Annotated in this window: 15 protein-coding genes; 11 read left to right on the top strand and 4 right to left on the bottom strand. The window is 66.8% G+C overall.

What is annotated here, in order from left to right:
* The 3 genes from JWN03_RS20775 (at position 1) to JWN03_RS20765 (ending at position 3,058) form a co-directional block, all read left to right on the top strand.
* Complete coding sequence (locus tag JWN03_RS20775) at positions 1 to 1,272, top strand: condensation domain-containing protein (protein WP_297617435.1); 1,272 nt, start codon at positions 1 to 3, stop codon at positions 1,270 to 1,272.
* The gene (locus tag JWN03_RS20770; protein ID WP_297617432.1) at positions 1,269 to 2,519 is read left to right on the top strand and encodes a glycosyltransferase; all 1,251 of its coding nucleotides are present in this window, start codon (positions 1,269 to 1,271) and stop codon (positions 2,517 to 2,519) included. Before JWN03_RS20775 ends, JWN03_RS20770 begins: the two co-directional genes overlap by 4 nt.
* A 137-nt stretch (positions 2,520 to 2,656) precedes the next feature.
* Entirely contained in the window at positions 2,657 to 3,058 is a 402-nt protein-coding gene (locus JWN03_RS20765; protein WP_297617607.1) for a MerR family transcriptional regulator, read from the top strand.
* Here the strand turns inward: JWN03_RS20765 and JWN03_RS20760 are convergent.
* On the bottom strand, positions 3,042 to 4,439 hold the full coding sequence (locus tag JWN03_RS20760; RefSeq protein WP_297617604.1) for a TldD/PmbA family protein: 1,398 nt from the start codon (positions 4,437 to 4,439) through the stop codon (positions 3,042 to 3,044). The genes JWN03_RS20765 and JWN03_RS20760 overlap by 17 nt on opposite strands.
* A 22-nt stretch (positions 4,440 to 4,461) precedes the next feature.
* Positions 4,462 to 5,988, bottom strand: coding sequence for a TldD/PmbA family protein (locus JWN03_RS20755; protein ID WP_441343033.1), 1,527 nt, complete (start codon positions 5,986 to 5,988; stop codon positions 4,462 to 4,464).
* Between the two features lie 187 nt (positions 5,989 to 6,175).
* On the opposite strand from JWN03_RS20755, the gene JWN03_RS20750 reads away from it, so the two are divergent.
* Positions 6,176 to 7,039 (top strand): TetR/AcrR family transcriptional regulator, encoded by an 864-nt coding sequence (locus tag JWN03_RS20750; protein WP_297617425.1) that lies wholly within the window; start codon positions 6,176 to 6,178, stop codon positions 7,037 to 7,039.
* Here JWN03_RS20750 and JWN03_RS20745 read toward each other — a convergent pair.
* Positions 7,036 to 7,803 carry a TSUP family transporter gene (locus tag JWN03_RS20745; protein WP_297617423.1) on the bottom strand — a complete coding sequence of 256 codons (768 nt, stop codon included), beginning with the start codon at positions 7,801 to 7,803 and terminating at the stop codon, positions 7,036 to 7,038. The genes JWN03_RS20750 and JWN03_RS20745 overlap by 4 nt on opposite strands.
* A gap of 177 nt (positions 7,804 to 7,980) precedes the next feature.
* On the opposite strand from JWN03_RS20745, the gene JWN03_RS20740 reads away from it, so the two are divergent.
* Positions 7,981 to 9,228: a sensor histidine kinase gene (locus JWN03_RS20740; RefSeq protein WP_297617420.1), complete on the top strand. Its 1,248-nt coding sequence runs from the start codon at positions 7,981 to 7,983 to the stop codon at positions 9,226 to 9,228.
* A 27-nt stretch (positions 9,229 to 9,255) separates the two neighbouring features.
* Positions 9,256 to 9,918, top strand: coding sequence for a response regulator (locus tag JWN03_RS20735; protein ID WP_297617418.1), 663 nt, complete (start codon positions 9,256 to 9,258; stop codon positions 9,916 to 9,918).
* A 102-nt stretch (positions 9,919 to 10,020) separates the two neighbouring features.
* Here the strand turns inward: JWN03_RS20735 and JWN03_RS20730 are convergent, their stop codons facing one another.
* Entirely contained in the window at positions 10,021 to 10,941 is a 921-nt protein-coding gene (locus tag JWN03_RS20730) for an LLM class flavin-dependent oxidoreductase (RefSeq protein WP_297617415.1), read from the bottom strand.
* Between the two features lie 61 nt (positions 10,942 to 11,002).
* Here JWN03_RS20730 and JWN03_RS20725 point away from each other — a divergent pair, with 61 nt between their 5' ends.
* The 5 genes from JWN03_RS20725 to lnt all read left to right on the top strand — a co-directional run bounded on the left by JWN03_RS20725 (position 11,003) and on the right by lnt (position 16,366).
* Complete coding sequence (locus JWN03_RS20725) at positions 11,003 to 11,440, top strand: MarR family winged helix-turn-helix transcriptional regulator (protein WP_297617412.1); 438 nt, start codon at positions 11,003 to 11,005, stop codon at positions 11,438 to 11,440.
* A 72-nt stretch (positions 11,441 to 11,512) separates the two neighbouring features.
* On the top strand, positions 11,513 to 12,007 hold the full coding sequence (locus JWN03_RS20720; RefSeq protein WP_297617409.1) for an FxsA family protein: 495 nt from the start codon (positions 11,513 to 11,515) through the stop codon (positions 12,005 to 12,007).
* Between the two features lie 38 nt (positions 12,008 to 12,045).
* The gene (locus JWN03_RS20715; protein WP_297617406.1) at positions 12,046 to 12,831 is read left to right on the top strand and encodes an alpha/beta fold hydrolase; all 786 of its coding nucleotides are present in this window, start codon (positions 12,046 to 12,048) and stop codon (positions 12,829 to 12,831) included.
* 78 nt (positions 12,832 to 12,909) lie between these two features.
* Entirely contained in the window at positions 12,910 to 14,505 is a 1,596-nt protein-coding gene (locus tag JWN03_RS20710; RefSeq protein WP_297617403.1) for an amidohydrolase, read from the top strand.
* Positions 14,506 to 14,758: 253 nt separating this feature from the next.
* Positions 14,759 to 16,366, top strand: coding sequence for an apolipoprotein N-acyltransferase (lnt, locus tag JWN03_RS20705; RefSeq protein WP_297617602.1), 1,608 nt, complete (start codon positions 14,759 to 14,761; stop codon positions 16,364 to 16,366).
* The last annotated feature ends 313 nt before the right edge of the window (positions 16,367 to 16,679 follow it).

The following is a 16,679-nucleotide window of genomic DNA, read 5'->3' as shown; positions in this document are numbered from 1 at the left end:
ATGACAGACCTGCGCCCCGGGCGGCTGACCGCCGCCGCCAAGAAGTTCCTGATGTGGGATCCGAATCCGGCCCTGTTCGGGATCACCATCCCCTGCCCCGTTCCGGTCTCCATGGGATTGGAACAGGCGCAGCATCTGATCAATGCGCTCATGGACAATCACGAGTCGCTGCGCAGCCGCTACAGCTACGGGATGGAGGCCACCTGCCTCATCGAGCCCGCATCCGGCGGCGAGATCGATACCGCCAGAATCGATGTGCGGACCGTCGATATCGAGAATCTGGACCACAACCTGCTGCCGCAGTTGATGGAGGAGGAGACCGCCAAGAGTAATCTGCGGCTCGACCCGCCCTCGGGCAAGCTCGTGACCGCGGCGCTGCTCACCCGGTCGACGGATGTCAATATTCTGCTGCTCACCATTCACCACATCGCCATCGACGGCGTCGCCATGTGGGTGATGTGGGACGACGTCGCGACCTATGTGCGGCAATGGGAAGCGGGCGAGACCATTGCGCTGGCGCCGGAGCAGACGACCGGCTCGGACTGGGCTGCTTTCCTGGACGAGTACGCGCTCACACGTGCCGCCGATGTGGACTACTGGGTCGGCGCCTCCGATAGCGAACCCAATATCGAGACCCGGCCCGCCGCACCCGAATCCGCATTCCTGGACGGCGTGATCGAAGGTGCTGTCGCGGAACGGTTGCTCGATGAACTGCCCACGGCGCTGGACTGTTCCTACACCCGGATTCTGCTCGTGGCACTGGGTTTGGCGATCGAGGATGTCACCGGTGTCGCGCGGCCCGTGCAGGTGCAGAAGCACGGCCGCTACAGCCGGCTCCGTCCGGGGACCGACCTCGGCCGGACCGTCGCCTGGCTCTCGGACGATTACCCCTGGCTGGTGCGACCGGTGGCAGGCAGTCACAGCGACCGCATGCGCGATGCGATTGCCACCTACCCGGAGAATCCGGAGGATTTCACGCTGCTGTTCTGGCATCACCCCGAGAGCTGGTCGCGGCTCATCGAATTCAACTTCCCGAAGTTCTACTTCAACTTCCTCGGTGATGTCGGCGTGTGGATTCCGGGCGCGCACTCCCGCGAGCAGGCGCGCCTCACGGTGTTCGATCTGAGCATGTTCCTCGGCGCGAGCCAGAACGACGGTGTCCGGCGCGTGCACTACTCGGTGCACTCGCCGACCGGCGGTATCGGCATCGATCGGGTGAAAGAGATTGTGGCGCAGTGGTTGTCGATTATCGGAACGGTGGAGGTGGCATGAGCAGGATCATTATGGCCGGCATCGGCAGCCGCGGTGATATCGCGCCGCTGACCGGTCTCGGACTGCGATTGCGGGAGGTCGGGCACGAGGTTGTGGTGGCCGCGCATTCGGTCTTCGCCGACCTGATCACCGGATGCGGCCTCGAATTCCGGGAGATGGACACCAATGTCGATGTTGATATGACCGATCCCGATGTCGACAAGCGGAAGGCCGGGTGGAAGTTCGCTTCCCCCCGCGGTGTCCGGGGCATGGGGGAGGGCATGATCGCGGCCCTGCGCGACGAACCCGCCGATCTGCTGCTGCTTGCGCAATTGACCGAGTTCGCGGGCTTCGCGCTCGCGGAGGCCAAGGGCATTCCGGCCATCGGGCTGCGCTTCCAGCCGATGTCCTCGACCGGTGACCACCCACCTGCCTCGATGGGCGCGGTTTCCCTCGGCGCAACCGGCAACCGGTGGGCCGCAGGGATCGGCGCGTGGATCATCGATCGTGTTTTCGGCGGGGTCGTCGCGGGTTTCCGCCGCGAGTTGGGCCTGCCGGAGGTCTCCATGCGGGAACTTCGCCGTCGCCGGACGGCCGCGCAATGGCTGGTGCTGCACGGCTATTCGCCGAATGTGGCGCCGCGGCCCACGGATTGGCGGCCGGGCCTGGAGGTGACCGGCTACTGGTGGCCGCCCCGGCCCACGGATTGGGAACCGCCCGCTGATCTGGCGGAGTTTCTGAAGGCCGGAGCGCCGCCGGTATTCGTCGGGTTCGGCAGCATGGTCGGCAGCGCCGAACACAGTGCGCGGGTATCGAAGATCGTGGGCGAGGCGCTCCGGCAGGCGGGTGTGCGCGGGATCGTGCAGGCGGGCTGGTTGCAGCTGGATGTGAGCGGCGACGACTTGATGACCATCGGCGAGGTCCCGCACGAGTGGCTGTTCCCGCACATGTCCGCGGTCGTACATCATTGTGGCGCAGGCACAACCGCCGCGGGGATCCGCGCCGGGGTGCCCGCGATCGCCGTACCGGTCTATTCGGACCAGCCGTTCTGGGCCGAGCGCCTGGCCGCGCTCGGTGTCAGCGCCGCGACCATCCCGCATCCGAAACTGTCCGTGGACAATCTCGCCGCGGCGATCCGCATCGCGATCACCGATACCACCCTCCGCGGCAACGCGACTCGATTGGCAGCCCTTATCGCCGAGGAGGACGGCGTCGGCGCAGCGGTGAAAATCATCGAAGCACAACTCGCCGCGGTCCGGAAGGTCTGACGACGTGCGCTCGGCGAGGTCATCTCGCCGAGCACACAGTCTTCCTTCGTAGACGACTTCGTGTGTGTCACAAAGGAATACTGAAACCCTTACACTGATGTGAGGGTCAAGGGCCGGATGAGTGAGATGTGGGTTACATGCGAATCGGCGAGCTGTCACAGCGCACGGAAACCTCGCGCCGCCTGCTGCGGTACTACGAGGAGCAGGGTCTGATCTTCTCCGACCGGGAGGCCAACGGCTACCGCGACTATGACGACGCACTGGTCGACAGGGTTTTGCAGATCCGCGGCATGCTGGCAGCCGGGCTGCCCACGCGGATCATCAAGCAGATCCTGCCGTGCCTGCTCACGCCCCGGGCCATCCACTCCTTCGACGCCACTCCCGAAATGCTGGCCACCCTCGAACTCGAGCGCGACCGCATGACCGAGCGCATCCACATCCTGGAACGTAATCGCGACGCCGTCGCCCGGTACGTCGCGGAAGTGCGCCGCGTGGAAGCGGAATCGCAGACTCCCGTCGGTGCTACGTCGCCCGGCTGACCGAGGACATGTGGAAGTCCGGGATGCGCAGGGCGGGCATGGCCGTGCGGGTGAACCAGTCCTTCCATTCGCGGGGGAGAGTGATCTCGGTGCGGCCCGCCTCGCTCACCCGGCGCAGCAGATCCAGCGGTGATTCGTTGAAGCGGAAGTTATTGACCGCCGCGGTGACCTCACCGTTCTCGACCAGGTAGACGCCGTCCCGGGTGAGACCGGTCAGCAGCAGGGTCGCCGGATCCACCTCGCGGATGTACCAGAGGCAGGTGAGCAGTAGTCCGCGTTCGGTGTTCGCGATCATCTCCGCGAGCGACGCGTCGCTACCACCGGTCATGAGCAGGTTCTCACCGGGAAGCGTGACGGGAGCATCGAATTCGGCGGCGGTGGCGCGCGGGTAGACCAGCGATTCGATCACACCGTCGCGCACCCAGTCGGCACGCTGTGCGCTCAGGCCGTTGTCGAAGACCGACAGCGACTCCGAGGACGCGGGAGTGGCCACGAACGGGCGGTACTCCAGCCCGGCCGCGCTCGGATCGGAGTAGAGGGTCAGTGGAATATCGCTGAGCCGCTCACCGATTCGCGTACCGCCCGCGCGGGAGAGCGCCGTATGGCCCTCGTGCGCGCCGCGGCCCTCCATGGTCCAGGCCAGATAGATCATGAGATCGGCGACGGCGGAAGGCGGCAGCAGCGTCTCGTAGCGACCGGCGGGCAGATCCACCCGGCGCTTGCTCCAATCGAGCCGGCGCGACAGTTCGGCGAGTAGCCCTGGCACATCCACATTCTGGAAGTCGCCGGTGCCGGTGCCGACCCAGGCGCTGGCCAACTCGTCGCCCGATCCGCGCTTGCCATTGATCTCCGCCGATCCGGTCGGCTGCACCCAGCGCCGCCGAATACCGGTCGAGGTGCCCAGCCAGGTGGAGTGCACCTGGTGATGGGCGAAACCGTAGAGCTGATCGGCGCCGTCGAAGCCGGGCGCGAGATCGCGTGCCAGCTCGGCGAATACGGAGATATCGGTGGCGCCGGGCGGGCCGTCCCACTCCAGCGCCGAGTCCAGCGTCGCGGTGTCGACGGTCTGCGGATCGAGCAGCGGCATGGCATCGCGCGCCGGTTCGGCGGTGCGGGCGGCCTCTTCACTGGCGCGCACCACGGCCTCGATATCGCCCGGGTCCACACTCGTGGAACTGACACTGCCGACGCGGGCCGCGCCGGAGCCGTCGCGCAGCACCGACACCACCGCCCAGTCCCGCGCGATCGAGGAACCGTTGGTGGTCATGGAATTTCCGGCCCAGCGCAGCGACGCCTCGTGCGCGTCGGTGACTATGACCACGGCTTCGTCGGCGTGCGAGGATCGCAGCGCGCGTTCGACTACTTCGGGGGCGGGGAGCACGCTCATCGTGTCGGTCCTTTCCTCACTGCCCGGCTTCGGCGCGGGTATTGAGAATATTGATGCCGCGCACCAGGACTGATGGGCAGCCGTGCGAGACCGCCGCCACCTGGCCGGGCTGCGCCTTACCGCAATTGAACGCGCCGCCGAGCTGCCAGGTGGACGGGCCGCCGACGGCCTCCATGGATCCCCAGAAGTCGGTGGTGGTGGCCTGGTATGCGACATCCCGCAGCTGCCCGGCGAGCTCGCCATTGCGGATGCGGAAGAAGCGCTGGCCGGTGAACTGGAAGTTGTAGCGCTGCATATCGATCGACCAGGACTTGTCGCCGACGATGTAGATGCCGTCCTGCACCCGGGAGATGAGCTCGGTGGTCGAGGTATCGCGCTCGGGATCGGGTTGCAGTGACACATTGGCCATGCGCTGGATCGGCACATGGTGTGCGGAGTCGGCGTAGGAGCAGCCGTTGGAACGCTCCAGGCCGAGTCGCGGTGCGAACACCCGATCCAGTTGATATCCGACCAGAGTGCCGTCGCGTACCAGATCCCAGCGTTGCCCGGCCACGCCCTCGTCGTCCCAGCCGATGCTGGCCAGGCCGTGCTCCTGGGTGCGGTCGCCGGTCACATGCATGATCGGGGTGCCGTAGCGCAGGGTGCCCAGCTGGTCGGGGGTGGCGAAGGAGGTTCCGGCGTAGGCGGATTCGTAGCCGATGGCGCGGTCGTACTCGGTGGCGTGGCCGATGGATTCGTGGATGGTCAGCCACAGATTGGTCGGGTCGATGACCAGATCGGTGGCGCCGGCGGTGACGGTGGGGGCCTTCACCTTCTCGGCCAGCCACTCCGGGATCTGCGCGAGTTCGCTGTGCCAGTCCCAGGTTCCGTCGGCGCCGGTGACGTACTCCCAGCCGCGCCCGGCCGGGGCGGCGAGGGTGCGCATGGTTTCGAACACGCCCGCTGATGGATCGACGGTGATGGCTTCCAATTGCGGATGCAGTCGCACCCGCTGCTGGGTGATGCGTGAGCCGAGTGTGTCGGCGTAGAAGGTCTGCTCCTTGACCTGCAGCACGGTTGCCGTCACGTGATCCACGCCGTCGGCGGCTTTGAGCCGTTCCGAATAGTCCAGCAGCAGTGCCACTTTGTCCTGTGTCGGGACCGCGAAGGGGTCGACGTCGTAGGCGGACACGTATTCGGCGTCGACGTAGCGGGGCTCGTCGGCCAGCTCGACACGCTCGCGGTTCAGGGCCCGCAATGTGCTGGCAACCGTCACGGCGCGCCGGGCGACCTCAACGGCCGCCTCCGGAGTGAGGTCGGCATGCGAGGCGAAACCCCAGGTGCCGTCGACGATCACCCGCACCGCGAAGCCGAGATCGGTGCTGTCGCGCACCGATTCGACCCGGCCGTCACGCAATCGGATGGACTGCTGCACAAGTCGATGCACCCGCAGATCGGCATAGTCGGCCCCGGCCGCGCGCGCCGCCGACAGAGCGGCCTCGGCAAGCGCTGCCAGGGGGAGTGCGCGGAACTGCTCGTCCACGACCTTGGTTGCGATGCTCACCCCGACCACGCTAGAGGGTGCCGTAGGTGTCGATCAACAACACGCTGCCTCCCCATGGAATTCGCACCGTGCAAACATGCACACGCTGCAACGATGCACGAAGTGCGAAGAAGCACACCAGGAAACGCACCCGACAAGCCCAGTACATGCGGCGTTTTCGCGCCCGAATGCCGTAGCGTCTGCCCGCGTGCCGCCATCAGCGCTTCGCGACCGCAAACGAGAACGCACCCGCCGCGCCCTTTTCGAGGCCGCCGTCGAACTATTCGAGGCCAGAGGCTATGACGCGACCACCGTCGCCGATATCGCCGCAGCGGCCGAAGTCGGGACCCGGACCTTCTTCAATTACTTCGCCAGTAAAGAGGAGCTGCTGTTCCCCGAACCGGACGAACGGGTGCAGTCGGCGGCGCAAGCCATCGCCACCCGCAGCCCGGGGGAACGACCGGTCGAGGTGCTGTTGCGCGCGCTGCGTGCGGCCGGCGACAATCCCGGTGCTCACCTCGGCGATACCCTGCCCGCCCGGATCGCCGTACTGCGCGCACAGGTTTCGCGCACCGTGCCGGCGGTGAGCGGGCGTGCCGCCCATGCGCAGTTGGCCGCGCAACAGGAGATCGCCAAACATTTGCGGGCAGCTTTCCCGGAGGAGCTCGACGAAGTGGGTTCGGCGGCACTGGTCGGTGCCGTGGTCGGCGCGGTCTCGGGCGCGCTCACCGTGCTGTTCCAGACCGGGGCCATCGATGATCCCGAACAGCTGCAACGCAAAATCCAGGAGACCACCTCGAAGGTGCTGGCGCCGTGGCTCACTGAGCCCGCGGACGGGGACGGCAGTCGTGAACTGCGTGCCGGGAACGCCGAGACGTCCGGGGACCGGGATGCGGCCGCGGGCCGTCTGGTCGCCGCACCTCGCGAGCCGGTGACCGCCGCTCGTGAGACATACGCGCTGCCGCGCAATGATGTTCCGGTGCGGCATCTCGGCTCGGCCGTACTGCGGCGCACCGAGCCCTATCGCGCCGAGGAACACGAGCTACGCAAGTCGGAAGACGCTTACGTCTAACCGAATTGCTGCCAGCCCAGTCGAATCACCATGGCCACCACCACAACCAGCAGCACGATGCGCACGAAACCCGCGCCCCGGGCCAGCGCCATGCGTGAACCGACAATTGACCCGGCCACATTCGCGACCGCCATGGACAGGCCCAGCGCCCACAGCACATGACCGGTCGAGGCCAGGAAGATCAGCGAACCCAGATTCGAACCGCAGTTGATGACCTTCGCCATGGCGGCGGCGCGCACGAATTCGGTGCCGAGCAGCGTGGCGAAGGTGATGATCAGGAAGGTCCCGGTCCCGGGACCGAGCACACCGTCGTAGAGCCCGATCAACCCGGCGGCCAGACCCACCACCAGCAGGGTCTTGCGCCGGGTCGGCGGATGTGTCGCCATGGTCAGGCCTACCGCGGGCCGCAGCGTCACGAAGATCGCCACCCCGACCAGCACCACCATCACCAGCGGCACGAAGTACTGACGATCGATGAGCGCCACCGCCGCCGACCCGCACGCCGCCGCGATCGCGGCCAGCACCGCCCCCGGCAACAGCAGTTTCCACTGGACAGGCACCTTCCGCGCGAAGGTGATCATCGCCGCACTGGTCCCCGAAAACGCCGCAACCTTATTGGTCCCCAGCGCAGTCTGCGGCGCCAACCCAGGCAACACCACAAACAACGTCGGCAACACAATCAACCCGCCCCCACCCACCACAGCATCAACCCACCCCGCCGCCGTAGCCGCACTCAGCAATACCGCCCAGTCACCCACACCCATCCCGCGACCCAATCAGACCCGACACTCCCGGGCAAACCGCCCACAGGCCGTGCCCCGCGCACTCCTTCCGCTGACGCGCACAGAATCTGTTGCAATTTCCTGCGCGGTGGACGACTTGGTACGCGGCGCGCTCCTGGTGCCGGTTTCCCGGGAAGTGCGGGCCTCTAGGGTGGTGGTGTGCGCCGGTTCAGTTTGTGGCTGCGGGGGAAGCCGCTCATCGCCGATTCCATACTGGCGCTGGGGCTGCTGACCATCGATGTGCTGGCGGTGAGCGAGAGCCGGCACAAGATCACGTATCTGGTGCTGGGTGTGGCGCTGGTGCTGCCGATCATCTTCAGGCGGACGTATCCGCGGGGTGCGGCTATCGCGCTGGTGCTGGTGTCGATGAGCACGAGCCTGGTGCACGGTGCGGGGGATGACACGTCGGTGCATCCGGCGCTGCTCGGGCTGGGCATCATGCTCTACACGCTGGTCGCGTATGTGGCGCGCCGCGAAGGGCTTTGGTATCTGGGCGCGCTGCTGCTCGACAGCCTGCTGTCCTACGCGATGATCGGGAAGCCCGGGGGGACGGACATTCCGTTCACCGCGCTGTATTACGCCCTGTGCTGGACTTTCGCCGAATTCGTCGGCGCGCGGCACGCTTACGACAATGAGGTCGCGGCCCGGCTGGCTGTCGCGGACTACGACCGGGAACGCCGTTCCCACGATGCTGTTGCCGCCGAACGCACTCGCATCGCCCGTGAGTTGCACGATGTGGTGGCGCATGCGGTGAGCGTCATCATCGTGCAGGCGGATGGGGCGCGTTATGCCTTGCGGCACAATCCGGAGACCGCGGAGAAGGCGCTGACGATCATTGCCGGGACCGGGCGCGATGCGCTGCGCGAGCTGCGCCGCACCGTCGAGCTGCTGCGCATCGAGCATGCGCCGGAAGAACTTCCGCAGCACGGCACCGCGGGCATTGCGAAAATGGTGCAGATGATGCGTGATACCGGGCTCGATGTAGCCCTGGAACTGTGCGGGGAACTCGATACCGTGAGTCCGGAAGTCAGCCTGGGCATCCACCGGATCGTCCAGGAATCGCTCACCAACACCCTCCGGCACGCCGGTCCCGCTCCGCGTGCCGAGGTCCGGGTCGCTCGCGGGGACACCGATGTGGTGATCGGCATCGTCGACTTCGGCGGGACGCCTGCCGCGCCTGTTTCCGACTCCTCGCCCTGTGGACCGGGAGTGCCCCGCAATGGTTCGGGGGCCTGGGTCAACGGACCCTCCGGCCCCGAGGCTCGCATCCCGGGTAGCGGACTCGGCCTGGTCGGTATGCGCGAACGCATCGCCGTGCTCGGCGGCACCCTGAGTACGGGCAAGAACTCCACCGGCGGCTGGGCTGTGCACGCCAGCATCCCGCTCGACCGCACCGCCGGTGAGTGAGATAGTCCGACCGATAGATTGGTTGCCGTGCCGATCACCGTACTTGTAGTCGACGATCAGGAACTCATGCGCGCGGGGCTGAAGATGGTGCTCGGCGCCCACCCCGACATCGAGGTGGTGGGGGAGGCCGACAATGGCGCGACCGCCATCTCCCGCACCGCGGAACTGCGCCCCGACGTCGTGCTCATGGATGTGCGCATGCCGGTCACCGACGGCGTCACCGCGACCGCCCGCATTATCGAATCCGGTTGCGGCAGCCGGGTACTCGTCATGACCACCTTCGACCTCGACGAACACGCGCTGGGCGCACTGCGTGCCGGCGCCAGCGGGTTTCTGCTCAAGGACACCCCGCCCGAAGACCTCATCTCGGCGATCCGCAGCGTCGCCGCCGGAGACGCCGTCGTCTCCCCGAAGGTCACCAAGCGACTACTGGACCGCCTCATCGCCGATGACCCGGCCGCCGGCCGCGATCCGGCCATCCTGGACGCCCTCACCGCCCGCGAACGCGAAGTCCTCGAACACATCGCGGTCGGCCGCTCCAATGCCGAAATCGCCGCCACTCTTTTCCTCTCCGAAGCCACCGTCAAAACCCACGTAGGCCGCGTCCTCACCAAACTCGGTCTCCGCGACCGAGTCCAAGCCGTCGTCCTCGCCTACGAAACCGGCCTGGTCAGGCCAGGCAGCGCCTGACGCGCGGTCGATCGGCGTTCTACCGTGGGTGTCGGCCACTTCGATTGCGGCGGCGGGGGCGCGTGCTGCGTCGGCCCGGGTGCCCGCAGGGGGTAATGAGCGTTAGTTCTCGGTTCGGGCCGACAGCTGCTCGCGTGCGGGGGTGATGATCTGCTCGGTGAGCCAGGCGCCTACCGCGGGTGGGTAGGGGGCGCGCAGGCTCAGGACGATGTGGGTGATTCCGGCGGTGGTCAGGTCGAGGACGGTTCGGCGGGCGGCGGCCGGATTGTCGTAGTCGACGATCAGTTGCACCGAGCGGGTGATTTCCGCCGGGTTCCGGCCGATCTCTGCACAGTGGCGGTCGAGCATGCGGCTGCGGTCGGTGATGAAGTCGAGGCCGTTGTGGGGTGGGCCGGGGATGTTCCAGAGGTCCGCGTGCTCGGCGATCAGGCGCAGGGTGCGATTGCCCCAGCCGCCGATCAAGAGGGGTGGGCGGCGGGACGGTTTGGGTTCGCTGCGGTTGCCGACCAGGGTGTAGTGCTTGCCGTGGAAGTCGAATTCGGTTTCGGTCCACATCTTTTCGAGGATGGTGATCGTTTCGGCCAGTCGTTCCAGGCCTTCGGCGGGGGAGAGGAGGGGGAGGCCGTAGGCGGTGTATTCGGCTTCGGCGGGGTTGGGGCCGGGGATGCCGCCGGTGTTCGGGGGCTGGCGGGTGCCGCCTACGCCGAGGCCCATGATGAGGCGGCCGCCGGCGATGGCGTCGACTGTGCCCGCGATCTTGCCGAGGACGGCGGGTTCGCGAATTCTATTGCTGGTCACCAGGAGCCCGAGTTGCAGTCGCTGCGTTCGGGCGGCCAGTGCGGCGAGCAGGGTCCAGCCCTCGAGCACCGGGCCGTCGGCGGGACCGTTGATCGGCATGAGGTGGTCCCACAGCCAGGCGTCCTCGATGTCGGGGAGATCGTCGATCTCTTCCCATACTCGGCGGATGTCGTTGTAGTCGACGCGCATGGGCGTGGTTTTCACGCCGAATCTGATTTGTGCCATAAGTTCAGGCTAGCTGATCGTCAGTGATGCTGACTATCAGTTGGACGGTAGGGTTATCGGCATGGCCGACCCGACATCGGACGACGACGTCCTCACCCCCCGCCTGGGCTACCTCCTCAAGCGCGCGTATGCCGGGCTGGCCGAGGAGATCGGGAAGGCATTGCAGCCCTTGGGGATCGACGGTCGTGAACTGGCTGTCCTGGTTCTCCTGAATGCGACCGATACGCCGCTGTCCCAGTTGGATGCAGCCCAGCGGCTCGGCATCGACCGCACCACCATGACCAGCTTTGTCGATGGCTTGGAGGACAAAGGCCTGGTCACGCGCCGTCGCAGTGTGGATGACCGGCGTAAGAACATCATCGAACTCACCGCCACCGGTGACGAACGGCTCATCGCCGCCGAGCGGCTGCGCGCGGCGGCGGAATCACGCTTCCTCGCGCCGCTCGGCGCCGCACGACACGAGGCACTGCTGGATGCGCTGCGCACCCTTACGCTGTGACCGACGCCGCAGCCGGGAGAAAAATCGAGGGGTCGGGCGTTACTAGGGGTAGATCGCCGAAAGGATCGCCACATGCCCGCACTACTGTTTGCCGCGTACTTCATTGCCGAGATCGCCACCCTGGTGCTTTTCGGCCACCTGATCGGCGTTTTTCCCACGATTCTCCTGCTCATCGCGGGTTCGGCCATGGGGCTGATCCTGGTTCGCTCGCAGGGGCGCCGTGTCTTCGAGAACTTCCGCAAAGCCTCACGCGGTGAGATCGAGCCTTCTACCGCTGTCGCCGACGGCGCGCTGGTCACGGTCGGCGCTGTACTGATGTTCGTGCCCGGTCTGCTCACCTCGCTGATCGGTCTGGTGGCCCTGGTGCCGTTCACCCGCTTCGTATTGCGCCCGGTCGTCGCGGCTTTCGCTGCGCGCCGGCTCAATCGGGTGGCCATGGCGGTCGGTCCGAACGGATACCGCAATGTGGTCATCGACCCGGATGGTGAAGTCATCGACGCTACTGTCGTCTCCGAGTACTACGACGATGGTCAGGGCACTGCCCACCGGATCATCGATCCTCGCTGACCACATATCCGGAAATACCTCGAAGGACAGATAACTCCATGTCGAGCGATACGACCGTGTCCAATGGCGATGTCACCCTGCCGGTGACGCGCTCGGGATCCGGCCCGCAGCTGGTATTCATCAATGGCGCCGGCGCGACCCAGGTCGCGTGGAAAGCCGTCATTGCCGAGCTGCCCGGCTATGAGAGCATCACCTTCGATCTACGCGGTCATGGAAAAGCTTCCACCGCAAGCACATACAAGGTCGAAGGCTTCCTGTCCGATGTCGAGGCCGTGCTGGCCGAGGCGCAGGTGGACCGGCCGATTCTGATCGGCTGGTCGCTGGGCGCCGATCTCGCGCTCGCCTACGCCGCCGCGCATCCGGGAACCGTGGCCGGACTGGTGCTCGTCGACGGCGCGGTGCCGATCCAGCAGCCGCTGGTCACCGATGCGAAAGCCATGCGGGCCTCGGTGACCAGTCTCGGCACCAAGATCGCCATGCTGCTGGTGCGACTGACTCCCTATCGCTACGCCATGCCGGGGAATGCCTTCGCCGATCTCACCCTCGAGGTCGACGAGCGCCGCCAGCACAATCTGCTCGATACCTACCGCACGCTCGACTGCCCCGTGTCCATGCTGCTGGCGACCGATACCGCCAGTGGGCACGACGCCAAGGCGGAACGGGTGAACCGCACCTGGCGTGAGGGCGTCGAGGTACTGCAGGCCGCCGATCCGGACATCACCGTGCAGTGGATCCAAGGCGATCACAAGCTGCCCTTCAGCCACCCGGCCGAGATCGTCAGTGCCGTCAATGCCCTGTCCAAGCAGGTGCAGCAACCGCGGTAGTGCCCGGAGTGTGAGCTAGGTCCGGTGTGTGGAGTGCGGTTGCGGTCCACACGAGGGCGTGGGGCAGACTTGAAATCCGTGAGTACCCAGTTGCTTGTCGGCGGTCGCATCTACAGTTCGAGTAATCCCGACGCTACGGCCATGGCGGTCACCGACGGCACCGTGGTGTGGGTCGGCGCGGATCGCACCGGGCGCGCATTGCATCCGGATGCGGAGGTCATCGACCTCGACGGGGCGTTTGTCGCACCGGCCTTCGTGGATCCGCACGTGCACGTGACGGCACTGGGGTTGAAGCTCACGGGACTCGATCTCTACCAGGCCGGTTCACTCGCGGAATGTCTGGAGCTGCTGGCCGCATACGCGGCCGCGCATCCGGAAGGACCGGTGCTGGGCGACGGCTGGGACGAGACCAACTGGGCCGAGGGGCGCGCGCCCGACCTCGCCGAAATCGATGCCGCCGCACCCGGCCGCATCGTGTATCTCGTTCGCGTGGACGCGCATTCGGCCGTCGTCTCGACTCCGCTGCTGAATGCGGTCGAGGCGATCACCGAGGCCACCGGCTTCACTCGCGGCGAGCCGCTACGCAGCGAGGCGCATCACCGGGTGCGTGCCGCCGCACTCAGCGCACTGCAGCCCGCCCAGCGTGACCGGGCGCGCCGCGCCGCCCTCGATGCCGCCGCCGCCAACGGCATTGCCGCCGTGCACGAATGTGCCGGACCCGATATCTCGGGCGAAACCGATGTGCGTGAGCTGCTGGAGTTCTCGCACGGCATGGAGGTCCGCGCGTACTGGGGTCAAGCCGTGCGCACCGCCGATGAAGCCCGCAGTCTGATCAAGGAACTCGGCGTGCACGCCCTCGGCGGCGACCTGTTCGTCGACGGTTCGATCGGCTCGCACACCGCCTGGCTGCGCGACACCTACGCCGACCGCGACAGCACCGGCACCGCCTACCTCGATGCCGATGCCATTGCCGCACATGTACTGGCCTGCACCGAAGCCGGTATCCAAGCCGGATTCCACGTCATCGGCGACGCTGCCATGGATGCCGTGGTGACCGGCTTCGAACGTGTTGTCGCCCAGGTCGGCGGCCCGGCCTTCGCCTCGCGCGGCCACCGCATCGAACACGCCGAAATGATCGACGCCGGCCAAATCGCCCAGCTTGCCGCCTGGGGCGTAATCGCCAGTGTCCAACCGGCTTTCGATGCCACCTGGGGCGGCGCGGACGGCATGTACGCGACCCGCCTCGGCGCGGACCGCGCCGCCACCCTGAACCCCTTCTCCGCCATGGCCGCCGCGGGCATCTCCCTCGCCATCGGTTCCGACGCCCCCGTCACGATCTTGAATCCGTGGGAAGCCTTGCGCGCCGCCGCAAATCACCGCACCCCCGGCCACCAGATCTCCCCCCGCGCGGCCTTCGCCGCCGCCACCCGCGGCGCCTGGCGCGCCGGCGGCGTCCGCGACGGCGTCGCCGGAACCCTGGTCCCCGGCGCCCCCGCCACCTACGCCGTCTGGGAAGCCACCGACCTCGTCGTGGCCGCCGCCTCCGACAAAGTCCAGCGCTGGTCCACCGACCCCCGCTCCAGAGTCCCCGGCCTCCCACCCCTCACCCCCGGCACACCCCTGCCCCGCTGCCTGACCACCGTGCACCGCGGGACCACCATCCATGCCCTCTGAACCCGGCGCCGAAAAAGACTCTTCCGCAGCGCTTCCGGGCGCTCAACCCGCTGACCAGGTTGCCACGAACGCAGCGAATGACGGCCCGGCCAGCGCGATCACCGCGGAGCAGGAAGAATCGAGCGCGCGGAGTATGTCGTCGGAAGGTGCTGGGGTTGTGGGTGAGTCGGCAGTAGTGACCGTCGATCGGACCGGCATCGGATCGGTGGATCGCGTGGTCGCGGTGCTGAGCGGTTATCCGGTGCTGGTGCGGATGATCAGTGCTGTTGTCGCGGGGCTGTTGCTGTTCGCTAGTTTTCCGCCTCGGACGCTGTGGTTTTTGGCGCCGGTGGGGATTGCGGTGCTGGTGCTCACGGTGCGTGGGAGTGGGCGGCTGCGTGGGGGTTTCGGGTACGGGATGCTGGCGGGGCTGGCGTTCTTTTTGCCCTTGCTGCCGTGGACCGGGATTTATGTGGGGCCGGTGCCGTGGATTGCGTTGTCTGCGGCGCTGTCGGTGTATGTCGGGTTGTTCGGGGTGTTCGTCCGGCTTGTCGGGCGGCTGCCGGGATGGCCGGTGTGGATAGGGCTGGGGTGGTCGTTGACCGAATGGGGGCGGTCGAGTTTTCCGTTCGGCGGGTTTCCTTGGGGGAGGCTGGCTTTCGGGCAGGCCGATGGGTGGTATCTGCCGTTTGCCATGGTCGGCGGTGCGCCGCTGGTGAGTTTCCTGGTGGCGCTCACCGGTGGTGGCGTGGCGGCGCTCGCGGTGTGGTTGCTGCCGTCCGCGCGCGCGGCCTACGCGGCGCGACCGAATCGTCCCAGATGGGGCGCGCAACGTCTCACATCGTGGAACCGGATTGTTGCTGCGGCAATGCTTGTCGCTACAATTCCTCTCACCGGAGTGATCCTCCGGACCGCGCTGCCCGGCCCGGAGGACGGCAACCGGCCGATCACGGTCGCCGCGATCCAGGGCAGCGTGCCGCGGCTGGGACTGGACTTCAATGCCCAGCGCCGCGCGGTTCTCGACTATCACATCAAGCGCACCGAGGAACTCGCCAAGGCCGTCGCGGCCGGGCAGGCCACGCAGCCGGATGTGGTGATCTGGCCGGAGAATTCGTCGGATATCGATCCACTCCGCAATGACGACGCCTACGACCTCATCACACAGACCGTGCGAGATATCAAGGCGCCCATCCTGGTCGGCGCGGTGCTCGTCAATGACGATCGCACCACCACCAATTCGGTCATCGTGTGGGATGCCGCCGGTCCGGGCGAGCGACACGACAAGAAGATCATCCAGCCGTTCGGTGAGTACCTCCCGTATCGCGGCTTCTTCCGGCACTTCTCCGAATACGCCGACCGGGCGGGCTATTTCGTCCCGGGCAAGGGCGACGGCGTGGTGCACATGGTGCCCGCGAGCGGCGGCGCACCCGTCGCGATCGGCGTGGCCACCTGTTACGAGGTCGCGTTCGATCGCGCCTTCGAGGAAGCCGTGCGGGCGGGCGCGCAGATTCTGACCGTGCCCTCCAACAACGCGACCTTCGGCCACAGCGAGATGACCTATCAGCAGCTGGCCATGTCGCGCATTCGCGCGGTGGAGCACGGTCGCGCCGTGGTGGTTTCGGTGACCACCGGTGTCAGCGCCATGATCAGCGCCGATGGCACCATCCAGCAGCAGACCCCGCAGTTCGTTCCGGCCGCGCTGGTGGCGACACTGCCGCTGCGTTCGGACACGACACTCGCCACCCGTTTAGGTCCCGCGCCGGAGTACATCTTGTGTATCCTGGCCGCGGCTGTCGCTGCGGCGGCAGTGATTCGACGGCGGACGCGTACCCCTGCGACGCCGGTCGATGCGGAGGGAACCGGCAGTACGCAGCCGGTATAGGAGACAGCGGGCACGTGCGACGAGGGCCGTCCCGCTTCGGCGATACATATTCGCCAATATTTAGCTGGGGCCTGTCGTCCGACCGATATGCCCAGATTCCCAGCGGTTACTTTTGCGAGTTAAGCCACAATCATGAGGTTTGCTTTAAGGTAACTGTCTAAAAATATGCTCCGCCAACGCTGTTGGTTGCCGAGCAACTCGAGATCAACACCCGTCCACTGGGCGGGAGGCTCCGAATCATAGGGCGTGGATCACGTCCTACGGCTGCTCGCGCGTGCGCGAAACCCGGTAGGACGGCCCGCCGGGGTTCGGG

Source organism: Nocardia sp. (genome assembly GCF_025465275.1).
In the GTDB taxonomy this organism is placed as follows: Bacteria; Actinomycetota; Actinomycetes; order Mycobacteriales; family Mycobacteriaceae; genus Nocardia.
Note: the sequence above shows the minus strand (reverse complement) of the source record. Positions and strands in the feature narration are given on the sequence as shown.

Bases quoted from the DNA above. Each gene is read 5' to 3' on its own strand.
- JWN03_RS20770 (WP_297617432.1), top strand. From the start codon at position 1,269: ATGAGCAGGATCATTATGGCCGGCATCGGCAGCCGCGGTGATATCGCG.
- JWN03_RS20775 (WP_297617435.1), top strand. From the start codon at position 1: ATGACAGACCTGCGCCCCGGGCGGCTGACCGCCGCCGCCAAGAAGTTC.
- JWN03_RS20745 (WP_297617423.1), bottom strand. From the start codon at position 7,803: ATGGGTGTGGGTGACTGGGCGGTATTGCTGAGTGCGGCTACGGCGGCG.
- lnt (WP_297617602.1), top strand. From the start codon at position 14,759: ATGATCAGTGCTGTTGTCGCGGGGCTGTTGCTGTTCGCTAGTTTTCCG.
- JWN03_RS20765 (WP_297617607.1), top strand. From the start codon at position 2,657: ATGCGAATCGGCGAGCTGTCACAGCGCACGGAAACCTCGCGCCGCCTG.
- JWN03_RS20715 (WP_297617406.1), top strand. From the start codon at position 12,046: ATGTCGAGCGATACGACCGTGTCCAATGGCGATGTCACCCTGCCGGTG.
- JWN03_RS20720 (WP_297617409.1), top strand. From the start codon at position 11,513: ATGCCCGCACTACTGTTTGCCGCGTACTTCATTGCCGAGATCGCCACC.
- JWN03_RS20725 (WP_297617412.1), top strand. From the start codon at position 11,003: ATGGCCGACCCGACATCGGACGACGACGTCCTCACCCCCCGCCTGGGC.
- JWN03_RS20730 (WP_297617415.1), bottom strand. From the start codon at position 10,941: ATGGCACAAATCAGATTCGGCGTGAAAACCACGCCCATGCGCGTCGAC.